We start from the raw sequence: 19,555 nt of genomic DNA, 5'->3' as shown, positions 1-19,555 counted from the left end.
GTCACATCGCGGACGGCCGCGTCGTCGTCAGGGTGACGGTCCGAGGAGAATCCACGCATGCGAGGCTGAGCGACCATGGACGACCCCTTCGAGCCCTACGAGCCCTTCGAGGAGCACCGGAACCTGCTGTTCGCCGTCGCCTACCGGATGCTGGGGACGGCGGCCGACGCCGAGGACGCGGTGCAGGACGCCTGGCTGCGCTGGTCGGCGGGGGACCGGTCCGGGGTGGCCGATCCCAAGGCGTACCTCGTCCGGATCACCACCAACGTGGCGCTCGACCGGCTGCGCTCGGCGCAGGCGCGGCGCGAGACGTACGTGGGGCCGTGGCTGCCGGAGCCGATGCTGACCTCCCCGGACATCGCCGAGGACGCCGAGCTGTCGGAGTCGGTGTCGATGGCGATGCTGGTCGTCCTGGAGACGCTGAGCCCGCTGGAGCGCGCGGTGTTCGTCCTCAAGGAGGTCTTCGGGTACCCGTACGCGGAGATCGCGAAGGCGCTGGACCGGTCGGAGGCGTCCGTGCGGCAGCTCGGCACCCGCGCCCGCAAGCACGTGGAGGCGCGGCGGCCCCGCTTCGCGACCGGCGGCGCCGAGCGGCGCGCCGCGACCGAGCGGTTCCTCGACGCGGTCGTCGGCGGCGACATCAACCGGCTCATGGAGGTCCTCGCCCCCGACGTCGCGCTGTGGTCGGACGGCGGCGGCAAGGTCCGCGCCCCGCGCCGGGCGATCTTCGGCGCCGACAAGGTGGGCCGCTTCCTCGCCGGGATCGGCGGCCGCGGCTACGAGGGCGTCGCCGTCGCGGACATGAGCTTCCGGCGCGTCGACCTGAACGGCGAACCGGCCGTCATCGTCGACGGCCCGGACCGCCCGCTCAGCGCCTTCACCGTCGACCTCGACCCCGAGGGCCGGGTCCGGGCGATCCACCTGGTCGCCAACCCGGACAAGCTCCGCGCCCTGGCGGAGGGCCGCCGGCTGGCGATGTGACCTACCGGTCGGCCCGCCGGCGCCTGCCGCCGAACATGCGCGGCGGCGCGCCGGCCGTCGTCGCCGGGGTCGGCACCGGGCGTACGGTCGCGTAGCCGTCCGGCGCCTGGGCGGCCTCGTCGACCGGGGTCAGCCGGACGATCCACGACCCGGTCGCCCACGCCTCCACCTGGCCCTCGTGGGTGCGGGCGTTCAGCCGCTCCTTGGCGAGGACCGGCGTCACCTCGTCCCACAGCCCGGTGCCGGGTTCGACGGGCTCGGCGGCGGCGACGAACGAGACGAGGCGCCCGCCCTTGTCCTTGCTGCGCAGGATCACCGTCACCCGCGCGGCCTCGGCCAGCCCCGGCAGCGGCTGCTCGCCCTCGCCGCCGGTGAGCACGTAGGCGGAGCCGTCATGCCAGACATGCCAGGCGGCGCGCGGCTGCGGCAGGCCGGGAAGATCGAGCCACAGCAGCCCCGACTTCTTGGCCGCCTCCTCCACCAGCGCCCTGTTCAGACCCATGCCCGAAGGGTCTCACACCCGCTGGATAGCATCCGGGCCATGCGCTCTCGACGTACGACCCTCGCCGTCCCGGGCAGCAACCCGCGCTTCATCGAGAAGGCGCAGGGCCTCCCCGCCGACGAGATCTTCCTCGACCTGGAGGACGCCGTCGCGCCGTCCGCGAAGGAGGGCGCCCGCAAGACCGTCGCGGCCGCGCTCAACGAGGGCGACTGGTCCGGCAGGACCCGCGTGGTGCGCGTCAACGACCTCGACACGCACTGGGCCTACCGGGACGTGATCGAGGTCGTCGAGGGCGCCGGCGCGAACCTGGACGCGATCATGCTGCCCAAGGTCTCGGACGCCTCCCACGTCCAGTGGCTCGACCGGCTCCTCACCCAGATCGAGCGGGCGACGGGCCTGCCGCCGGGCGGCATCGGCATCGAGGCCCAGATCGAGGACGCGCAGGGCCTGACCCGCATCGACGCGATCGCCGCGTCCTCGCCCCGGCTGGAGGCCCTCGTCCTCGGGCCGGGCGACCTGATGGCGTCGCTCAACATGAAGACCCTCGTGGTCGGCGAGCAGCCGCCCGGCTACACCGAGGGCGACGCCTACCACCACATCCTCATGCGCATCCTGATCGCCGCCCGCGCCCACGGCCTCCAGGCCATCGACGGGCCCTACTTCAACGTCCGCGACGTGGACGCGTTCACCCGCGTGGCGCGGCGGTCCGCCGCCCTGGGCTTCGACGGCAAGTGGGTGCTGCACCCGTCCCAGATCGAGGCCGGGAACGCGGTCTTCTCCCCGTCCCAGGACGACTACGACCACGCCGAGCTGATCCTGGACGCCTACGACCACTCCCTGCGCGAGGGCCGCGGCGCCGCCACCCTCGGCGACGAGATGATCGACGAGGCGTCCCGCAAGATGGCGCTGGTCATCGCGGCGAAGGGCCGCGCCGCCGGGTTGGGCCGCACCCGGCGCTTCGACCCGGCGGGGAACTGAGGCCCCGTACGATTCGTCCCACGTACGCGAAGGTTCACGGGAGGGGTCGCACGTTGTCAGAACCAGGGGACACCGACGGCTGGGCGCCCCCCGACCCCGCACGTCCCGCCGCTCCCGAGCCGCCGCACGACGACCAGCGGCAGCCCCCCGCCCAGCCGCAACCCCACGTCCAGCGGCAACCGCCCGCGCAGCCGCAGCCGCAGGGGGACGCCGCGGGTTATTCACCTGGGCTGCCGTACTGGCCGGAGGCGCCGGCGCAGCCGAACGGATGGGGCCAGGCGTACGGACCCGTCCAGAACGGGCCCGGCCCGTATGGACCGGCACCGTACGGGCCCGGCCCCTATGGGGCTGCTCCGTACGGGCCCGCGGCGTACGGGCCGGGGTACGGCGCGCCGCCCGCCAAGCGGTCCTGGACGGTGCCCACGCCGGAGGGCAGGCCGTACCACCAGGCTGCGCGCAACGAGGCGCACCGGTGGTGGCGGCCGCTGGTGGGCAGCCTGGCGGTCATCGTCGTCGGGCTGGGCGCCGCGCTCCTGCTGATGCTCGGCGGAATGATCGTCCGCGCGGTCGCCACCGGGGAGGTCCCCGACCCGGACGCCTCCGGATCGGGCGTCGACTCGATCTTCGGCAACGACACCGCCGACCTCGTGTTCAACCTGGGGTCGCTCGCGCTGTTCCTGCCGGTCGTGCTGGCGGCGGCGTGGCTGATCCAGCGGCGGCGGCCGGGCACGCTCTCGTCGGTCGCGGGCCGGCTGCGGTGGCGCTGGATGCTGGCGTGCTGCGGCCTGGCGGTCCTGTTCTGCGTCGTGTCGTACGGGACGTCGATCGCGGCGGCCGTCGCGATGGACGACAAGTCCGGCGGCGACGAGCACTGGGTCGGGTGGGGCGCGTTCCTGGCCCCCGCGCTCGTGATCGTCCTGCTGGTGCCGTTCCAGGCGGCGGCGGAGGAGTACGTCTTCCGCGGCTGGCTGCTCCAGGCCGTCGGCGCGTGCACGCTGGAGAACGCCGGCAGCCGGGTCGGACGGGTTCTCAGCGCGGTGTTCCGCACGCCGTGGCCGGGGATCGTGGTCGGGTCGGCCCTGTTCACGGCCGGGCACGGCTACACGGGCTGGGGCATCCTCGACATCTTCCTGTTCGGCGCGATCGCGGGGTGGATGACGGTGCGGACGGGCGGGCTGGAGTCCGGCATCGCCCTGCACGTGTTCAACAACCTGATGGCGTTCCTGCTCCCGGCGGCGGTAGGCGAGCTGGACATGGAGCAGGGCGGCGTGCCCTGGCAGGCCGTCCTCGCGGACGTCGTCCCGATGCTGCTCTACGCGGCCGCGGTCGTGTGGCTGGCGCGGCGCATGCGGGTCCAGAGGGCCACGGCCGAGGACAGCGTGCCCGTCGCGGCCGACTCCCCGCCGCTGCCCGTCTCCTAGCCCGCCCGGTCAGAGCCCGCCCGGTCAGAGGATGCCTGGTCAGAGCACGCCCCAGCCGGTGAGCGCGTCCAGGAGCCCCGGCGTGACCGGGAGGCCGGCGAGGTCGTCCGGGCGCACCCAGCGCACCTCGGACGCGTCGTCGCCCGCGCGGAGCGTCCCGCCCGTCACGGTCGCCGTGTAGTCGTGGATCTCGTAGGTGACGCCGTCCGGCCCGGGGCGGTCGACCGTTCCGGCGAGGGCGCCGACGCGGACGTCCAGGCCGGTCTCCTCGCGCAGTTCCCGCGCGACGGCGGCCGGATCGTCCTCGCCGGGCTCGACACGTCCGCCCGGGATGGACCACAGGCCCTCGCCGGGCGGCCGCCCGCGCCGCACCAGGAGCAGCCGGCCGTCGCCGTCGCGGACGATCCCGCCGACGCAGCGCGTTCTCATGAACCCCATTTTGACGCCTCTTTCCCAGCCGGGGACCAGCCCGAACTTGACGATCCGGGACGTCTCCGCGCAGGGTGGATAGTCATGAGGGCGGAGCCCATGTGCCCGCGCTGCGCGGGTCCTGTTCGCGAGCCGGGCCTCTGGTCGAGCGACTGGAGCTGCGGCGTGCACGGCGCCGTCCTGCCGAGGCAGCCGGCCAGGCGTCCCGGCCCGGACGGGCTGGCCGCCGTGCTGCTCGACGCGAAGGTCCCCGTGTGGACGCTCTGGCCCCTTCCGCCGGCCTGGCTCATCACGGGGTTCGCCACGGTCGGGGACGACCGTTCGGGCGCGCGGGCGACGGCCGTCGCCGTGTCCGGGCCGGGCCTGCTGCGCGGCCCCGCCGACCTGGTGCTGATCGCCGAGGAGCCCGGGATCGGGCTCGGCGCCCACTACGCCGGTTTGGCGGGCTCCGATCCGGGCGAGGCGTTCAACGGGAGCCCGCCGCACGTGAAGCTCGACGTCAGCGGCCCGGCCGCGACCTGCGGGCGATCGGTCCCCATGTGGGCGGTCCGCACCGGGCCCGACCGCGCCGACCGCGCCGTCTACGTCGGCGAGGCGATGGGCAACTGGCTGTGGGCGGTGCTGTGGCCCGCCGACGCCGGCGCCCTCATGCTGGAGGGGCAGAACCTCCTCGACCTCCGCGAACCGGGGATGGACATCGACCTCCCCTACGGCGCCTACAGCCCCCGTCTCGACGACTGATGCGGATCGATCTGCACTGCCACAGCGACGCGTCGGACGGCACGAGGCCGCCCGCCGAGGTCGTCCGGCGGGCGCGGGCGCGGAACCTCGACGTCGTCGCGCTGACCGACCACGACACCGTCGCCGGGTGGGACGAGGCCGCGAGCGCCCTGCCGGACGGCCTGACGCTCGTCCCCGGCATCGAGCTGTCGTGCGCGCACCGCGGCCGCAGCCTGCACATGCTCGGCTACCTGTTCGACCCCGAGCACCCGGCGCTCGCCGCCGAGCTGGCCCGGATCTGCGACGACCGCGTCATCCGGGCCCAGAGCATGGTGGACCGGCTCCGCGGCCTCGGCGTGGACGTCACGTGGGGCATGGTCCGCGCGCTGGCCAAGGGCGAGGTGGTCGGCCGCCCGCACATCGCGCGGGCGATGGTCGACGCGGGCGCGATCAGGACGGCGGACGAGGCGTTCACGTCCCAGTGGATCGCGCAGGGCGGCCGCGCCTACGTCGAGCGGTACGCGCTCGACCCGGAGCGCGCGGTCGGGCTCGTCCGCGCGGCCGGGGGAGTGTGCGTGCTGGCGCACCCGCGGGCCCGCCGCCGGGGATACGTGTTCGAGGACGAGGTGATCGAGCGCCTGGCCGCCGCCGGGCTCGCCGGGATCGAGACCGACCACCCCGACCACATCCCCGCCGACCGCGCCCACCTGCGCGATCTGGCCGCCGCGCTCGGGCTCGCCGTGACCGGCTCCAGCGACGACCACGGCGCGCTGACCGGCGACCGGCTCGGCGCCGAGACCACCGCGCCGGAGTCCTTCGAGCGGCTCGCCGCCGCCGCGTCCGGCGGTGATCTCCGAGTGCCGGATCGCGGCCGCGAAGCACGGTAGGGTGCCTTGCGTGGACGCGCGCATCGAACAGGTGGTGACGTCGGGGACGCTGACCCTGGACGACACCGAGTACGACGTCGAGAACAACGCCTACATCGTCGGCGACGACGACGAGGTCATCGTGATCGACCCGGCTTACGACGCCGAGGCCATCCTCAAGGAGGTCGGCGACCGCGAGGTCATGGCCGTCATCCTGACCGACGGCAACGAGCACCACCTCAACGTGGTGCTGGAGGTCGCCGCCGCCGGCGAGGAGGACGAGGAGGACTGGGCCCCGATCGCCATGCACCGCGCCGACCGGCTGCTGTGGCGCGACTACTTCGGCCGCCTCGCCAAAGAGGAGGAGGACGAGGACGACGCCAAGGCGTTGCGGTCCCTCGAACCCGACATCTGGCTCGAGGACGGCGGCGTCTTCGAGATCGGCGACGCGCAGCTGGAGATCGTGCACACCCCGGGCAACACGCCCGGCAGCGTCTGCGTGATCAGCGAGCAGCTCAGCGCGCTGTTCTCCGGCGACACCCTGCACCGCGGCCGGCCCGGCTCGATCGGCGGCGTCTACGAGGACCTGCGCAAGCAGCTCAACTCGATCGGCGCGCTGCTGACCCCGCTGCCGAAGGACCTGAAGGTCCTGCCCGCGCAGGGCGAGGAGACCACGGTCGGCGACGAGGACGCCCGCTGGGAGACCTGGGGCTCGCTGGCGAACGAAGACGACTGATTCCCGCCGGGGAGTCTGGGGGGACGTCCTCCCGGAAGGGACGTTGACGGTGGAGCAGCTGGGCTTCGAGGGCATGCCCCGGCGGCTGTACCCGTGCACGCCGTCGCGGCTGAACACCTGGCTGGACTGCCCGCGCCGCTACCGGATGACCTACCTCGATCGTCCGATGCCGCAGAAGGGCCCGCGGTGGGCGCACAACAGCGTCGGCGCGAGCGTGCACAACGCGCTCGCCGGCTGGTGGCGGCTGCCCGTCCGCGAGCGCACGCCCGAGGCCGCCGGGAGCCTGCTGGTGCGGGGCTGGCTGACGGACGGCTTCCGCGACGAGGCGCAGTCGGCGCAGTGGCGCGACCGGGCGCGGGAGATGACCGTCCGGTACGCCGCGGGCCTCGACCCGTCCGACGAGCCGCTCGGCGTGGAGCGCACGGTCGCGACCCGCACCGACCAGATCGCCGTCTCGGGCCGCATCGACCGCCTCGACGCGCGCGGCGCCGAGCTGGTCGTCGTCGACTACAAGACCGGCCGGCACGTGCTGACCTCCGACGACGCCCGGGGCTCCCTCGCCCTGGCGATCTACGCGGTGGCGGCGTCCCGCGTCCTGCGCCGTCCGTGCCGCCGCGTCGAGCTGCACCATCTGCCGTCCGGCGAGGTCGCGGTGTGGGAGCACACCGACGAGTCGCTCGCCCGGCACATCCGCCGCGCCGAGCAGATCGCCGCCGAGGCCGCGGCCGCCGACGAGGCGTACCGCGCCCTCCGGAACCGCGACGGCGTCCCGCGGCCCCGCGACGGGGAGCACGCCCCGTACGACGAGATGTTCCCGCCGCGTCCGGGCAACCTGTGCGGGTGGTGCGACTTCGCCCGCCACTGCCCCGAGGGCCGGGAGGCCGCCCCCCGCAAGGAGCCGTGGGCGGCGCTCCCGGCGGACGTCTCCTAGACCGCCTCCAGGGCCTGCTGGGCGGGCCAGCGGCGCGGGTCGCGGAGCCCGAACAGGCCCTTGCTGACGTCGTAGCCCTCGGCGCCGAGCCGCTGCCGGGTTCGTTCGAGCATGTCGCGGGTGTTCTTCGCGAACGCGTAGTCGTGCACCCGCTCCGGCACCGAGTTCATCGCGAGCCGGAACGACCTGAGCGCCGCCGACACCGCGGGCTGCGGCACCTCGGGCAGCGCCCCGTACATCTTCCGCGCCCAGTCCGGCAGCGAGTAGTAGCAGAGCGCGCCGAACGGGAAGTACCCCGGCTTGCCGGGCGCGAGGAACTTCAGGTTCTCCGGCATGACCGGCCACATCAGGAACCGGACGGTCTCCGCCGCCTCCTCGGTCACCCGCAGCCGCGGCTGCATCTCGGCGAAGAACGCCTCCATGTCGGCGACGCTGCCGGGGACGTCCTCGGCGTGCAGCCCGACGAGCGTCGCCGACTTGCGCTGCTCGTACAGGTACCGGTCGGCCATGGCGCCGGTCAGCGGCAGCCCGGCGCGGCGCGCCACCTCCAGGTAGGAGTAGACCTCGGCGCAGTGCACCCACAGGAGCAGCTCCGGCTGGTCGAGCCGCTCCTTCCGGCCGGTGTCGTGGTTGAGGATGCGCAGGCTCCGGTGGATCTCCCGGACCCGGTACGCGGCCTCCTCGACCTCCTCGGGGCTGCCGAACGTGCCGAGCCCGACGAAGTCGGACGTCCGCTGGAGCCGCCCGAACGGGTCCTCCCGGAAGTTGGAGTTCTGCCAGACGCCCCACATCGCCATCGGGTGCAGCGCCTGCAGCATCAGGCTCCGCACCCCGCCGACCCACATGGACCGGTCGAGGTGGACACGCCAGGTGACGCTCTCGGGGGGCTGGACGGTCGCGGACACAGTGCACCTCCATGAGACAAACTCATGTAAGTGTGTCATTACCCGCGACCCGCCGCGACACCGCCCCCCGCGCGCCCGTCGTGGAGGCGGCCGGTTACCGGGCGCTCATCTCCTCGTTCTTGAGGTTGTGGCGGATCTCGTCCCGCAGTTCCGGGGTGTCGGTGTGCCCGTGCACCGAGGCCGCGTGCTCGGCGGCGGCGCGGACGACCTCGTCCTCCTCGCCGCTGATGGCGAGCGTGCAGCCCGACTCGCTCGGCATGTCCCTGCAGTCGACCATCTTGCGCATGATTCCCCCAACGGCCCGCCGCACCGTCGCACCACCTACCTCCAATCTGACATATCGCCACGTCAGGGGGAAGTCGTCCGACCCGCGTTGTTCGGCGGCGCCTCCGCTCGCTGCGGAACGTCCCGTCCGGGGACGGCGGCCACGGGGCCGGGCGGTATCGACCGGAGCGGTGGCCTACCGGCATGATCGGGGGGTGACGCGGACACGATCATGGTGGGGCTGGGGCAATCTGGAGGACGCGGTCACGGGTGCGGAACGGGCGGCGCTGATCAGCCGGGTGGCCGCCCTGCTGCCCGGCGCCGACCTGGCCGGCCACGAGCCGCCGCCGATCGGCGACCTGGGCGTGCCGTCGCCGCGAATCGTCCCGCCGCCGTCGCTGGCCGCCCTCTGCTCGGACGATCCGGCCGACCGCGCCGGCCATGCCCGCGGCAAGGCGTTCCGGGACGTGGTCCGCAACCTGCTGGGCGAGAAGGGAGAGGTCCCCGACCTGGTGGTGCGTCCACGCGGCGAACGCGACGTGGTCGACGTTCTGGACTGGTGCACCGGCGCCGGCGTCGCCGTCATCCCGTACGGCGGCGGAAGTTCGGTGGTCGGAGGCGTCGAGCCACGCCCGAACGGAGATCACCCGGGCGTGGTCAGCCTCGACCTCGGCCGACTCGCCGACGTGATCGAGTTGGACACCACGTCCAGGGCCGCCCGCGTCCAGGCGGGCGTCTACGGCCCGGCACTCGAAGACCGGCTCCGTCCGCACGGCCTCACCCTGCGGCACTTTCCGCAGTCGTTCGAGTTCTCCACGCTCGGCGGATGGCTGGCGACCCGCGCGGGCGGCCACTACGCCACCGTCCTCACCCACATCGACGACCTGGTGGAGTCGCTGCGGGTGGTCACGCCCGTGGGAGTGAGCGAGTCCCGGCGGCTGCCCGGCTCGGGCGCGGGCCCGTCCCCGGACCGCCTGTTCCTCGGCTCGGAAGGCACGCTCGGCGTCATCACCGAAGCATGGATGCGCCTCCAGGAACGCCCGCGCTGGCGTGCCGGGGCCTCGATCCTCTTCGCCCGCTACGACGACGCCGTCACCGCGACCCGGGCCTTGGCGCAGTCAGGTCTCAACCCGGCGAACTGCCGCCTGCTCGACCCCATGGAAGCCCTGCTGAACGCGGGCACCGACTCGTCCGGCGGCGTCCTGGTCCTGGGCTTCGAATCCGCCGACCATCCGGTCGACACGGCCCTCGCCCGCGCCCTGGAACTGTGCGGCGACCATGGCGGCCGCCCGCAGCCGCGCTCGGCGCGCAACGCGTCCGACACGTGGCGCGCCGCCTTCCTGCGCATGCCCTACCAGCGCGACGCCCTGGCCGCCCACGGCATGATCGTGGAGACCTTCGAGACCGCCTGCACCTGGGACGCCTTCCAGGCCCTGCGTGAGGACGTCCTGTCAGCGGCGCGGGAGGCGATGCGCACGGTCGGCGCGGAGGGCGTGGTGACCTGCCGCTTCACCCACGTCTACCCGGACGGCCCCGCCCCCTACTTCGGCGTCTACGCCGCCGGCCGCTGGGGCTCCACCGTCGCGCAATGGGACGAGATCAAAACGGCCGTCTCCGACGTCCTGGCGGCCCGCGAGGCGACGATCACCCACCACCACGCCGTAGGCCGGGACCACCGCCCCTGGTACGACCGCCAACGCCCGGACCCCTTCGCCGCAGCGCTCCAAGCCGTCAAATCCACCCTCGACCCGTCCGCGATCCTCAACCCGGGCGTCCTCATAGACCCGGCCGAACCAATCCAGCCGTGACCGGCGTCCCGTTCCCGACGGGCCCTTTCGGCAGCCGCGCCTGACGGTAGGGTCCCGATCATGGGCTGGGACGGTGAGGGCGTGCTGGCGGGCCGGTACCGGATTCTGGGGCGGATCGGGCAGGGCGGGATGGGGTCGGTGTGGCGGGCCCATGACGCCGACCTGGACCGTGAGGTCGCCATCAAGGAACTGCGGGTTCCCGAGCAGGTCACCGAGCAGGAGCGGTCCGTCTGGTACGCGCGGATGGAGCGGGAGGCGCGGGCCGCCGCCCGGCTGAGGCATCCGGGCATCGTCACCGTCTACGACCGGGTGGTGGAGGCGGACGGCCGCCCGTGGATCGTGATGGAACTGATCCGGGGGATGTCGCTGGGGCAGTTGCTGGCCGAGCGGGGACCGCTGCCCGCCCGGCGGGTCGCGGCGATCGGACTGGCGATGCTGGACGCGCTGTCGGCCGCGCACGCGCAGGGCATCGTCCACCGCGACGTCAAACCGGCCAACGTGCTGCTGGAGGGTGATCGGGTCGTCCTCACCGACTTCGGCATCGCCGCGGTGGAGGGCGATGCGACCCTCACCCGCTCGGGCGCGGTGCTGGGCACGCCCGCGTACATGTCCCCTGAACAGGTGCACGGCGAGACCGCACAGCCCGCCTCCGACCTGTGGGCGCTCGGCGCGACCCTGTACGCGGCCGTCGAGGGTCGCCCGCCGTTCACCGCCCCCACGCACGGCGGCCTGTTCGTCGCCATCGCCACCGAGGAACCGGCCCCGGCCCGATGCGGCGGGCCGCTCGCGCGACTGCTGGACGGCCTGCTGCGCAAGGATCCCGCCGGACGGCCGTCACCCGCGCAGGCCCGCGAGCTGCTCCAAGCCGCGGTCGGTCACGGCGGACGACCCCTTGCCCCGGACGGGCCGTCCGCCCCGGAGCCGGCGACCCGCACCGACCCCATGCCCGGTCCGGCGGGCAGGAGCGACCGCGCCCATCCGGTCGCTGTGCGGGGTTCACTCGTGTGCGCCTGGATCGCGGTGGCCGCCGTCCTGCTGCTGCCGCGCGACTTCACCGACCCCATCGGAGCGGTGGTCCTGCTGGACACGGCTCCGCGCTGGCTTGTGGGCGTCCTGGGGCTGGCCGTCGTCTCATCAGGCGGGTTGTGGAACCTCACGCACCGGCCGGCATTCGCCCTCGCGGCCGTCGCCCTGATCGACCTGCTGCTCTCCTTGGCCGCGCCCAGCGGTTACGACACGGTCGTGATCAACGAGATGGACGGGACGGCGCCCGACATCGGTTTCGGAATGGCCCTGGCCTGGCCTGCGGGCGCGGGCGCGCTCATGTTCGCCTTCGCGGGAGTGAACACGTCGCTGATCGCGCGGATGCCGTTCCTCAGACCGCGCCGCGCCCTGCTCAGGACGGCCGTCGTCGTCGAAGGCGCCATGGCCGTGGTGTGGCTGCCGTTCGTGTTCTGGGCCTTCGGCATGGAAATGGACGCGGACATGAGCACGCACGTCGGCTCCGACGCCCACGCCTTGGCCCTCGTGGGGTCGCTCGGCATCGTGTTCGCCGCGTGGATCGCCGCTCAGATCGCTTCCGGGCAGGTGCGGCGCCGGGCTGCACCCGGCCGGTGAGACGGACACTCCCGAAAGGCGGCCCCGCCGCGCACGTCGCCGTTGCAAGGCCCCGGAGCGGGTGCGGGAACCCGGAGGTGGCCCGTGGCGCGACGGGCTCGCCGCCGTCGGCCGTGACACGACCGAGTCCGCCTCGGCCCTCGTCCGGGGCGGGCACGGGTGCACGTGCCGGATGCGGCCGACCGTTACGTCAGGGGCTATTCGGTTTCGTGCCAGAAGGCGCGGAGGGCGGCGGCCGTGGTCTCGGGGGCCTCCCAGGCGGGGGAGTGGGCGGCGCCCGGGATGACGACCTTGGCGGCGTTCAGGCGCTCGGCCATGGCGGCCTGGGCGGCGGGGGCCCAGACGTCGTCCTCCTCGCCGTAGAGGACGAGGCTGCGCAGGCCCGAGTCGGTGCAGTGCTTGGTGAGCTCGTCGACGCGGTCGGGGGCGGTGAGCAGCTCGCCGGCCATGCAGGCGAGGCCCAGCCCGGAGTTGCCGACGGTGCGGGCCTTGAGGAAGGCGAGGACCTCGGGCTGGATGCCGCGTCCGACATAGTCGGGTTCGAGGGCGAGCTCCCAGATCTGCGCGAGGCCGATCTCGGGGATGGCGTCGCGGAGCGCGCGGGCCTTCGCGGCGGACTGGCCGCCGACCGCCGACGGGCCCGAACTCATCAGCGTCAGCGAGGCGGGCAGCGCGCCGGACAGGACGGTCTCGCGGCAGACGAGCCCGCCGAACGAGTGGCCCACCAGGTGGACGGGGTCGGGGCCGAGGACGTCCAGGAGGGCCGCGATGTCCTCGCCCAGGGCCGCGCGGGTGTAGGCGGAGGCGTCGTCGGGGCCGATCGACTCGTACTGGCCCCGCATGTCGATGGCGATGACGCGGCGGCCGGACGCAGCGAGGGTCTGCAGGACGGCGAGGAAGTCCTCCTTGCTGCCCGTCAGGCCCGGCACGAGCAGGGCCGGGTAGCGTTCGGGCACACCCGAGCCGGGGAGGGCCTCCAGCGCGGCGAAGGGGCCGCGGGAGGTCTCGACGGTCGTACGGCCAACGCCGGGGGGCAACGTCAGAAACCGGGGCGTACTCACGGGGTACCAGCCTAGTCAATCGACATCGGGGAAAAGCTTCGGTGGTAGCGTCACCTGCGTGCCTTCCAAGCCGGCCATCTCCGCGCACCGCCGGGACGAGGCGGGGCTGACGGGGCTCGGCGAGGCCGCCGGGTCCGGTGCCGAGTACGTCGAGATCGACATCAGGCGGACGGGCGACGGGCGGCTCGTCGTCCACCACGACCCCGAGATCGGCGGGCTCCGGCTGAACCGGCTGAGCTACGCGCGGATCCAGGACCTCGCGACCCGGCCCGTCCCGCTCGTCAGCGACGCCATGGGCATCATCGCGGGCCGCGCCAAGGGCCACCTCGACCTCAAGGAGCGCGGCTGCGAGCACGAGACCGTCGCCCTCGCGGTGGAGGCGTTCGGCCGGGACGGGTTCGTCGTCACCACCCGCGAGGTCGGCTCCCTCTTCGAGATCAAGAAGAGCTTCCCGGGCGTCCGGACGGCCCTGTCGGTGGGGCGCAACCTATGGGAGCGCGGCGCCGCGCACGACTTCGCGCCGCTGCGCCTCGTCCGCCGGGCGGGCGCCGACATGGTGGCGCTCAACCACCGGCTCGCCCGCGTCGGCGTGCTGCGGCAGTGCGGCCGCGCCGGGGTTCCCGCCATGATCTGGACGGTCAACGCCGAGCCCGTCATGCGGCGGTTCCTCGGCGACCCGCGCGTCGCCGTCCTCGTGACCGACCATCCCGGCACCGCCCTCAAGCTGCGGGACGCGCCGGGCGGCGCGGACGCGCCGGGCGGCCGGGCCCGGAAATAGCACAACCGCGAGACCGAGCGGGGTCTCGCGGTCGTCCCAGGTGATCAGGCCGGTTCGGCGGCCTCGGCCGGAGCGGCGGCGGCCGCCGCGGGCTTGCCGGAGCGGGTGCGGCGGCGGTTCCGGCTGCGCTTGCGCTCGGTCGCCACCGCGTCGACGACTCCGCCGTCCGCCGGGCCCGCCGCGTCCGCGGCGGTCTCGGCCTCCGACGCGGTCGCCTCGACCGGCTTGCCGGCGCGGGTGCGGGTCCGGTCGCGCTTGCGGCGGCGCGGCCGGGGGCTTTCCCGCTCATGGTCGCGATCGCGGTCGCGGTCCCGGTCGCCGCGGGTGTGGCTGCGGATCTTGCCGGTCTCGCCGATGTCCTCCAGCTCCTCGGCGTCCAGCCCGGCCCGCTCGTGGCGGTGCTCCTTGGGCAGCTTCCCCTTCGTGCCCGCGGGGATGCCGAGGGTCTCGAAGAAGTGCGCGGACGTCGAGTAGGTCTCCGGCGGATCGGCGAACGGCAGGTCGAGCGTGCTGTTGATCAGCTTCCACCGGACGAGGTCGGACCAGTCGACCAGCGTGACGGAGACGCCCTCCTTGCCCGCGCGGCCGGTCCGGCCGATGCGGTGCACGTAGGTGTCGGCGCTGTCGGGGCACTCGTAGTTGACGACGTGGGTGACGTCGTCGACGTCGAGGCCGCGGGCCGCCACGTCGGTGGCCACCAGCACGCCGATCTTGCCGCTGCGGAACGCGCGGAGCGCCCGCTCGCGCTGGCTCTGCCCGAGGTCGCCGTGCACGGCGGCGGCGTCGAAGCCGCGCTGCGCGAGGTCGGCGGCCACCCGGTCGCAGGCCCGCTTCGTCTGGCAGAACACCATGGTCAGCCCGCGTCCCTCGGCCTGCAGGAGACGCGCCAGCATTTCCGGCTTGTCCATCTGGTGGGCCTGGAAGACGTGCTGGACGACCTGCGGCGTCGCGTCCGACTCGGAGTGCGACTCGGCCCGGACATTCGTCGGGCGGGTCAGGTACGTCCGCGACAGCGCGACGATCTCGCCCGGCATCGTGGCCGAGAACAGCATCGTCTGCCGCTGCTTCGGGATCCGCTCGACGATCCGCTCGATGTCGGGCAGGAAGCCGAGGTCGAGCATGCGGTCGGCCTCGTCCAGCACCAGGATGCCGACCTTGGACAGGTCGAGGTGCTTCTGCTTCACCAGGTCGAGCAGCCGGCCGGGGGTGCCGACGACGACGTCGACGCCCTCGCGGAGCGCGCTGATCTGCGGCTCGTACGCGCGCCCGCCGTAGACGGACAGCACGCGGCTGCCGAGCTTGCCGCCGGCGACCAGGAGGTCGTCGGTGACCTGGAGGGCCAGTTCGCGGGTCGGCGCGACGACGAGCGCGCGCGGCTCCTTGCCGCCGTGCTCGATGCGCTGCAGCAGCGCGGCGCCGAACGCGAGGGTCTTGCCGGTGCCCGTGCGGGCCTGGCCGATGATGTCGTGCCCGCCCAGCGCGATCGGCAGGGCGAGTTCCTGGATGGGGAACGCATCGATGATGCCCTCTGCTTCAAGGGCATCTGCTATCTCGGGTACGACCCCGAGTTCACGAAAGGTAGTCAGGGCTTTCAGCCTCCAATATGCGGGGTCTCCGCTCCCGGGTGCGGCGCGGCTCGCCGGCGCGACCGCGTCCTCGCGGACGCGTCCGTCGTTCCTGTGGCCGCGCGCTCGCGCGGGAGGGACCAGCCGTTGATCAAATCTCTCGGCGACCGCAGTCAGGGGTTGAAAGCAGTCACTCGCTGTGGCTGCGTGCGGTCACACTCCGCGACGCAGTGTACCGACCGGCCGATGCATACACCAATAGCCGATCGCTAGACCTAACGTTTCCATGGTTTCGTCTATTCCATGCCCCGTCCGCCAGGCATTATCCGGCACGGGCTCCGGCGTCCCGCGACCCCGCCGGACGGCCTGGCCGGGCGCGCCGGCGCGGCCACATCCGGACAGTCCGGCGGCCGGATGATCAGCTGTTGCCGCGCTGATCGGCGTGAAGCAGGCTGAAGGACATGGCCGATTCGCCCCCCTCCGCTCCGCCGCCCTGGCGTGTCGAGGGCTTCACCGAGGTGCGCGAGCTGGGCGCGGGCGCGCAGGGACGGGTGGTGCTGGCCCGGCACGCCGGCTCGGGCGCCCCGGTGGCGATCAAGTACCTGGTCCGGCGGGACGGCGACGAGCGCGCGATCGAGGGACTGCGCGAGGAGGCCGTGATGCTCGGGCGGGTGGACGACCCGCACGTCGTCCGGCTCTACCGCTTCGTCAGCGCCGAGCGCGGCGTCGCCCTGGTGATGGAGGCGGTGAACGGGGTCTCGCTCAAGCGGATCCTGGCCGAGCACGGCGCGCTGGAGCCGGAGGCGGCGCTGACCGTCCTGAAGGGGTCCCTGCTCGGGCTGGCCGCCGCGCACGAGGCGGGCGTGGTGCACCGCGACTACAAGCCCGCCAACGTCGTCGTCCAGGCCGACGGGCTGAGCAAGCTGATCGACTTCGGCGTCGCGGGCCTCGCCGGGGGCGGCGGCGGGGCGGGCACCCCCGCCTACATGGCGCCGGAGCAGTGGGAGAAGCGGCCCGCGTCCCCGGCCACCGACGTGTACGCCGCGACCTGCGTGTTCTACGAGTGCGTGACCGGGAGGCGGCCCTACACCGGCGACCTGGCGGCGCTCGCCGCCGCCCACCTGCGCGAGCCCGTCCCGGTGGACGAGGTGCCGAAGGCGTTGCGCGACCTGGTCGCGCGGGGCCTGGCCAAGTCCGCCGACGACCGTCCGGCCGGCGCCGCCGACTTCGTCGCCGAACTCGACGCCGTCGCGTCCTCGGTGTTCGGGCCGGAGTGGGAGGGACGCGGCGTGCGGGCGATGGCGGGCGCGGCGGTGGCGCTCGCCGCGGTCTTCCCGCTGGTGGCCGCGGGCCTGGCCCCCGCCGGGGCCGCCGCCGCCGGAACCGCGGGCGGCGCGGCGGCCGGTGCCGGTGCGGGGGCCGGGGCGGCGGCCGGCGGCGGGGTGTCGGCGGCGGTCACCGCGAAGGCGGTGGGAGCCGTGATCGCGGCCACTGCCGTCGCCGCCGGAGGCGCGGGCGTGTACGCGGCCGGTTCCGGGGACGGCGGGGAACGCGCGAATCCGCCGGTCCTCCAGGTGCGGCCGGTGTCGTTCGCCCGGACGGCGAGCGGCCCGGCCGTCCGCTACACGGGCCGGCTCCCCCGGCTGACCGGCCTCCCCGCCGGGCAGGAGGGCAAGGTCAACGCGCTCCTCCGGAAGCCGGTCGAGGAGTGGGCGCGGTATGCCGGTCCCGGCCTGGCCGCCTTCACCGACAGGGACGACCCGGCGCACCCCTACACGGGCCGGATCGCCTACGACGTGGGACTCGGCGGGCCGAAGCTCTTCTCCGTCCGCTACACCCTCACCGGGACGGTCATGTCGAGGAACACGTCCCCGCTGGCGACGGTCACCGTCGACCTCACCACCGGGCGGGCGCTCGCGAACCGGGACTTCTTCCGGGCGGGGGCGCGCACGCGGACGGGCACGAGCGCCCTCACCCGGCTGTTCATCGAGTACGGGCCCGGCGGCGGCGCGCTGTGCGAGGGCGACTACTGGGACTCCCGCCGCCGCCGGTACGTTTCCGCTCCGACAGGGGCCACGGACCTGACGCCCGAGCAACTCGACGAGAGCGTCCTGCTGATCCCGACGCGCACGGGGATCGACTTCTACCTGCCGCTCCCCAGCATGGGCTACCCCATGGTCTGCGGACGGGCCGACCACGCGTTCCACGTCCCCTACACGAGGCTCGGGCGGTTCGTCCGGCCGGAGATCTTCCGCGCGGCCGGCGCGCCCGTCCCCTCGCCGTGAGGCGCCCCCGGACGGTGAAGGCCCCCGCCTGCCAGGCGGGGGCCTTCACCGAGAGGGTCGCGCCCCGTGGGGTCGCGCAGTGCGGACGTGCCGCCCGGTCGGTGCCTGCCGCCCGGTCGGTACGTGCCGTGCGGTCAGTACGTGCCGCGGCGCGTGCGCCAGCCGCCCTTGCGGCCGCCGCGTCCGCCGCGTCCGCGGGCGTTCATGCCGGTGAGCGCGGCCACGCCGAGCGCGGCGATCACGACCGCGAACACGAAGGCGATGACGGTGCCCGCGCCGAGCGCGTCCGCCACGACACCGCCGAGGATGGCGCCGGCGACTCCGATGAGGAGCGTCAGCAGAATGCCGATCGGGTTGCGGCCGGGGACGAGCAGCCGTGCAAGGGCGCCGATGACGGCGCCGACGACGATGAACCAGAGGATCGTCGTGAGCATGTCGATCATCCATTCCTTTTCCGTGGGCCGGGTGGCCCGTGAACGGTGATCGATATGCCCGTTGTGCCGGATTGAAACAAAGCGCAGGTCAAGGCCCGGCCGCACCCGGTAAAACCGTCACGCGTACTGCGACCCGAACCCCACGCTGCGCTGCTCGTCCTCGACGATCTCCAGATAGCCGACGCGGACGGCCGGTATCACGATCCGTCCGGCGCGCCTGTCCTTGAGGACGAGCACCCCGTGCGGGTCGCCGAGCGCGTCGGACAGCGCGTCCGTCACCTCGTCGGCCGACTGGGTCGTGTCCACCACGAGTTCCTTGGGAACGTTCTGCACCCCGATGCGAACCTGCAACGCGCTGCTCCCGTCGTCCGTCACGTCCCGCCGACCACCGGCGGGCCCGGCTTCGATGGTCGCACGGAGATCACCCGATGGCGTGTCACCGGGTTGTGCCGAGGGTGAACGGCGGGAGCGCCCCCGCCCGGCGGGGGGTCAGGTCTGGTCGGTCGTGCGCGGGAAGCCCGAGATGCCGCGCCAGGCCAGCCGGGCGATGATCTTCTCGGCGGTGTCCTTCGGGATGGTGCGGTGCTGGGACAGCCAGAACCGGGCGCTGACCTCCGCCATGCCGACCAGGCCCATGCCGAGCAGGTGCGCCTCCTCGGCGGGAGCGTTGGTGTCCTCGGCGATGACCTGGGCGATCATCTCCGCGCACTGCTGGTTGGCGCGGTCGACGCGGGCCCGCACGGGCGCCACGTTGCGCAGGTCCGACTCGAAGACGAGCCGGTACGCCTCCCCGTCGCCGGCCACGAAGTCGTAGAAGGCCTGCATGCTCGCCTGGACGCGCAGCTTGTTGTCCGTGGTGGACTCCAGCGCCTCGCGGACGATCTTCACCAGGGCTTCGGCGTGCTCGTCCAGCAGGGCGAGGTACAGCTCCAGCTTTCCCGGGAAGTGCTGGTAGAGCACGGGTTTGCTGACACCTGCGCGCTCGGCGATCTCGTCCATCGCCGCAGCGTGGTAGCCCTGCGCGACGAACACCTCCTGGGCCGCGCCGAGCAGCTGCCTGCGGCGCGCCAGCCGCGGCAGCCTCGTGCCACGGGGGCGGGCGTCCGGGGTCGCGGTCACCACACTCTCCGATCACCGAATCGTCGCGGCCGGTTGGGGTCTCCGCCGCGTTGTGAACAATCACACCATCCTACGCGCGGGTAACTCCGTCGGGCGCACACCAGCGCCCGCGTCGTTCCTTCGCGCAGGTCAGTGTATTCCTGCCGGGACCCGTG

21 protein-coding genes are annotated in these 19,555 nt (G+C 73.7%); 12 read left to right on the top strand and 9 right to left on the bottom strand.

The features are described from left to right. The first annotated feature begins 75 nt into the window (after nucleotides 1-75). A complete protein-coding gene (locus ACA511_RS30835) occupies nucleotides 76-981 on the top strand; it encodes an RNA polymerase sigma-70 factor (RefSeq protein WP_375028178.1) in 906 nt (301 codons plus the stop codon). 1 nt (nucleotide 982) lies between these two features. Here the strand turns inward: ACA511_RS30835 and ACA511_RS30830 are convergent, their stop codons facing one another. Then, nucleotides 983-1,483, bottom strand: a complete 501-nt coding sequence (locus tag ACA511_RS30830) for a hypothetical protein (RefSeq protein WP_375028177.1) — start codon at nucleotides 1,481-1,483, stop codon at nucleotides 983-985. Nucleotides 1,484-1,522: 39 nt separating this feature from the next. Here ACA511_RS30830 and ACA511_RS30825 point away from each other — a divergent pair, with 39 nt between their 5' ends. Together ACA511_RS30825 and ACA511_RS30820 are read left to right on the top strand one after the other, a co-directional pair. Then, nucleotides 1,523-2,461 (top strand): HpcH/HpaI aldolase/citrate lyase family protein, encoded by a 939-nt coding sequence (locus ACA511_RS30825; protein ID WP_375028176.1) that lies wholly within the window; start codon nucleotides 1,523-1,525, stop codon nucleotides 2,459-2,461. Nucleotides 2,462-2,514: 53 nt separating this feature from the next. Further along, nucleotides 2,515-3,882, top strand: a complete 1,368-nt coding sequence (locus tag ACA511_RS30820) for a type II CAAX prenyl endopeptidase Rce1 family protein (RefSeq protein ID WP_375028175.1) — start codon at nucleotides 2,515-2,517, stop codon at nucleotides 3,880-3,882. A 39-nt stretch (nucleotides 3,883-3,921) separates the two neighbouring features. Here the strand turns inward: ACA511_RS30820 and ACA511_RS30815 are convergent, their stop codons facing one another. Then, nucleotides 3,922-4,311 carry an NUDIX hydrolase gene (locus ACA511_RS30815; protein WP_375028174.1) on the bottom strand — a complete coding sequence of 130 codons (390 nt, stop codon included), beginning with the start codon at nucleotides 4,309-4,311 and terminating at the stop codon, nucleotides 3,922-3,924. Nucleotides 4,312-4,395: 84 nt separating this feature from the next. On the opposite strand from ACA511_RS30815, the gene ACA511_RS30810 reads away from it, so the two are divergent. From ACA511_RS30810 to ACA511_RS30795, 4 genes are read left to right on the top strand one after another with little or no spacing between them, the layout of a single operon-like run. Further along, nucleotides 4,396-5,052: a DUF6758 family protein gene (locus tag ACA511_RS30810; protein ID WP_375028173.1), complete on the top strand. Its 657-nt coding sequence runs from the start codon at nucleotides 4,396-4,398 to the stop codon at nucleotides 5,050-5,052. After that, nucleotides 5,052-5,918, top strand: coding sequence for a PHP domain-containing protein (locus tag ACA511_RS30805; RefSeq protein WP_375028172.1), 867 nt, complete (start codon nucleotides 5,052-5,054; stop codon nucleotides 5,916-5,918). The genes ACA511_RS30810 and ACA511_RS30805 overlap by 1 nt, the downstream gene beginning before the upstream one ends. A 10-nt stretch (nucleotides 5,919-5,928) precedes the next feature. Next, complete coding sequence (locus tag ACA511_RS30800) at nucleotides 5,929-6,633, top strand: MBL fold metallo-hydrolase (protein ID WP_375028171.1); 705 nt, start codon at nucleotides 5,929-5,931, stop codon at nucleotides 6,631-6,633. 49 nt (nucleotides 6,634-6,682) lie between these two features. Then, a complete protein-coding gene (locus ACA511_RS30795) occupies nucleotides 6,683-7,564 on the top strand; it encodes a RecB family exonuclease (RefSeq protein WP_375028170.1) in 882 nt (293 codons plus the stop codon). Here the strand turns inward: ACA511_RS30795 and ACA511_RS30790 are convergent. Together ACA511_RS30790 and ACA511_RS30785 are read right to left on the bottom strand one after the other, a co-directional pair. After that, complete coding sequence (locus ACA511_RS30790) at nucleotides 7,561-8,469, bottom strand: oxygenase MpaB family protein (RefSeq protein WP_375028169.1); 909 nt, start codon at nucleotides 8,467-8,469, stop codon at nucleotides 7,561-7,563. The genes ACA511_RS30795 and ACA511_RS30790 overlap by 4 nt on opposite strands. A 94-nt stretch (nucleotides 8,470-8,563) precedes the next feature. Beyond that, nucleotides 8,564-8,746, bottom strand: coding sequence for a DUF1059 domain-containing protein (locus ACA511_RS30785; RefSeq protein ID WP_375028168.1), 183 nt, complete (start codon nucleotides 8,744-8,746; stop codon nucleotides 8,564-8,566). A 202-nt stretch (nucleotides 8,747-8,948) separates the two neighbouring features. Here ACA511_RS30785 and ACA511_RS30780 point away from each other — a divergent pair, with 202 nt between their 5' ends. Next, nucleotides 8,949-10,541, top strand: coding sequence for an FAD-binding oxidoreductase (locus ACA511_RS30780; protein ID WP_375028167.1), 1,593 nt, complete (start codon nucleotides 8,949-8,951; stop codon nucleotides 10,539-10,541). A 60-nt stretch (nucleotides 10,542-10,601) separates the two neighbouring features. After that, the gene (locus ACA511_RS30775; protein ID WP_375028166.1) at nucleotides 10,602-12,158 is read left to right on the top strand and encodes a serine/threonine-protein kinase; all 1,557 of its coding nucleotides are present in this window, start codon (nucleotides 10,602-10,604) and stop codon (nucleotides 12,156-12,158) included. 197 nt (nucleotides 12,159-12,355) lie between these two features. Here the strand turns inward: ACA511_RS30775 and ACA511_RS30770 are convergent, their stop codons facing one another. After that, on the bottom strand, nucleotides 12,356-13,219 hold the full coding sequence (locus ACA511_RS30770) for an alpha/beta fold hydrolase (protein WP_375028165.1): 864 nt from the start codon (nucleotides 13,217-13,219) through the stop codon (nucleotides 12,356-12,358). A gap of 58 nt (nucleotides 13,220-13,277) precedes the next feature. Between ACA511_RS30770 and ACA511_RS30765 the strand changes: the two genes are divergently transcribed. Next, entirely contained in the window at nucleotides 13,278-13,997 is a 720-nt protein-coding gene (locus tag ACA511_RS30765) for a glycerophosphodiester phosphodiesterase (RefSeq protein WP_375028164.1), read from the top strand. Between the two features lie 44 nt (nucleotides 13,998-14,041). Here ACA511_RS30765 and ACA511_RS30760 read toward each other — a convergent pair whose 3' ends face one another. Further along, nucleotides 14,042-15,502, bottom strand: a complete 1,461-nt coding sequence (locus ACA511_RS30760; RefSeq protein WP_375028411.1) for a DEAD/DEAH box helicase — start codon at nucleotides 15,500-15,502, stop codon at nucleotides 14,042-14,044. On the opposite strand from ACA511_RS30760, the gene ACA511_RS30755 reads away from it, so the two are divergent. Both ACA511_RS30755 and ACA511_RS30750 read left to right on the top strand, forming a co-directional pair. Next, nucleotides 15,386-15,835 carry a hypothetical protein gene (locus ACA511_RS30755; RefSeq protein WP_375028163.1) on the top strand — a complete coding sequence of 150 codons (450 nt, stop codon included), beginning with the start codon at nucleotides 15,386-15,388 and terminating at the stop codon, nucleotides 15,833-15,835. The two genes, ACA511_RS30760 and ACA511_RS30755, sit on opposite strands and share 117 nt — an antisense overlap. 188 nt (nucleotides 15,836-16,023) lie before the next feature. Beyond that, nucleotides 16,024-17,847 (top strand): serine/threonine-protein kinase, encoded by a 1,824-nt coding sequence (locus ACA511_RS30750; protein ID WP_375028162.1) that lies wholly within the window; start codon nucleotides 16,024-16,026, stop codon nucleotides 17,845-17,847. A 134-nt stretch (nucleotides 17,848-17,981) separates the two neighbouring features. Here the strand turns inward: ACA511_RS30750 and ACA511_RS30745 are convergent, their stop codons facing one another. The 3 genes from ACA511_RS30745 to ACA511_RS30735 all read right to left on the bottom strand — a co-directional run bounded on the left by ACA511_RS30745 (nucleotide 17,982) and on the right by ACA511_RS30735 (nucleotide 19,400). Then, nucleotides 17,982-18,290: a GlsB/YeaQ/YmgE family stress response membrane protein gene (locus ACA511_RS30745; RefSeq protein ID WP_375028161.1), complete on the bottom strand. Its 309-nt coding sequence runs from the start codon at nucleotides 18,288-18,290 to the stop codon at nucleotides 17,982-17,984. Nucleotides 18,291-18,398: 108 nt separating this feature from the next. Continuing rightward, nucleotides 18,399-18,632 carry a DUF3107 domain-containing protein gene (locus ACA511_RS30740; RefSeq protein ID WP_375028160.1) on the bottom strand — a complete coding sequence of 78 codons (234 nt, stop codon included), beginning with the start codon at nucleotides 18,630-18,632 and terminating at the stop codon, nucleotides 18,399-18,401. 138 nt (nucleotides 18,633-18,770) lie between these two features. Continuing rightward, on the bottom strand, nucleotides 18,771-19,400 hold the full coding sequence (locus ACA511_RS30735; protein ID WP_067633217.1) for a TetR/AcrR family transcriptional regulator: 630 nt from the start codon (nucleotides 19,398-19,400) through the stop codon (nucleotides 18,771-18,773). Nucleotides 19,401-19,555 lie beyond the last annotated feature (155 nt).

It is taken from the genome of Actinomadura sp. GTD37, assembly GCF_041951365.1.
Lineage (GTDB): Bacteria > Actinomycetota > Actinomycetes > Streptosporangiales > Streptosporangiaceae > Spirillospora.
The sequence above is the reverse complement of the archived record's forward strand: the minus strand, read 5'-3'. Positions and strand labels throughout refer to the sequence as shown.

Excerpts from the sequence above, each read along its gene's own strand:
- ACA511_RS30835 (WP_375028178.1), top strand. The coding sequence starts at position 76 with ATGGACGACCCCTTCGAGCCCTACGAGCCCTTCGAGGAGCACCGGAAC.
- ACA511_RS30830 (WP_375028177.1), bottom strand. The coding sequence starts at position 1,483 with ATGGGTCTGAACAGGGCGCTGGTGGAGGAGGCGGCCAAGAAGTCGGGG.
- ACA511_RS30825 (WP_375028176.1), top strand. The coding sequence starts at position 1,523 with ATGCGCTCTCGACGTACGACCCTCGCCGTCCCGGGCAGCAACCCGCGC.
- ACA511_RS30815 (WP_375028174.1), bottom strand. The coding sequence starts at position 4,311 with ATGAGAACGCGCTGCGTCGGCGGGATCGTCCGCGACGGCGACGGCCGG.
- ACA511_RS30810 (WP_375028173.1), top strand. The coding sequence starts at position 4,396 with ATGAGGGCGGAGCCCATGTGCCCGCGCTGCGCGGGTCCTGTTCGCGAG.
- ACA511_RS30805 (WP_375028172.1), top strand. The coding sequence starts at position 5,052 with ATGCGGATCGATCTGCACTGCCACAGCGACGCGTCGGACGGCACGAGG.
- ACA511_RS30785 (WP_375028168.1), bottom strand. The coding sequence starts at position 8,746 with ATGGTCGACTGCAGGGACATGCCGAGCGAGTCGGGCTGCACGCTCGCC.
- ACA511_RS30775 (WP_375028166.1), top strand. The coding sequence starts at position 10,602 with ATGGGCTGGGACGGTGAGGGCGTGCTGGCGGGCCGGTACCGGATTCTG.
- ACA511_RS30750 (WP_375028162.1), top strand. The coding sequence starts at position 16,024 with ATGGCCGATTCGCCCCCCTCCGCTCCGCCGCCCTGGCGTGTCGAGGGC.
- ACA511_RS30745 (WP_375028161.1), bottom strand. The coding sequence starts at position 18,290 with ATGATCGACATGCTCACGACGATCCTCTGGTTCATCGTCGTCGGCGCC.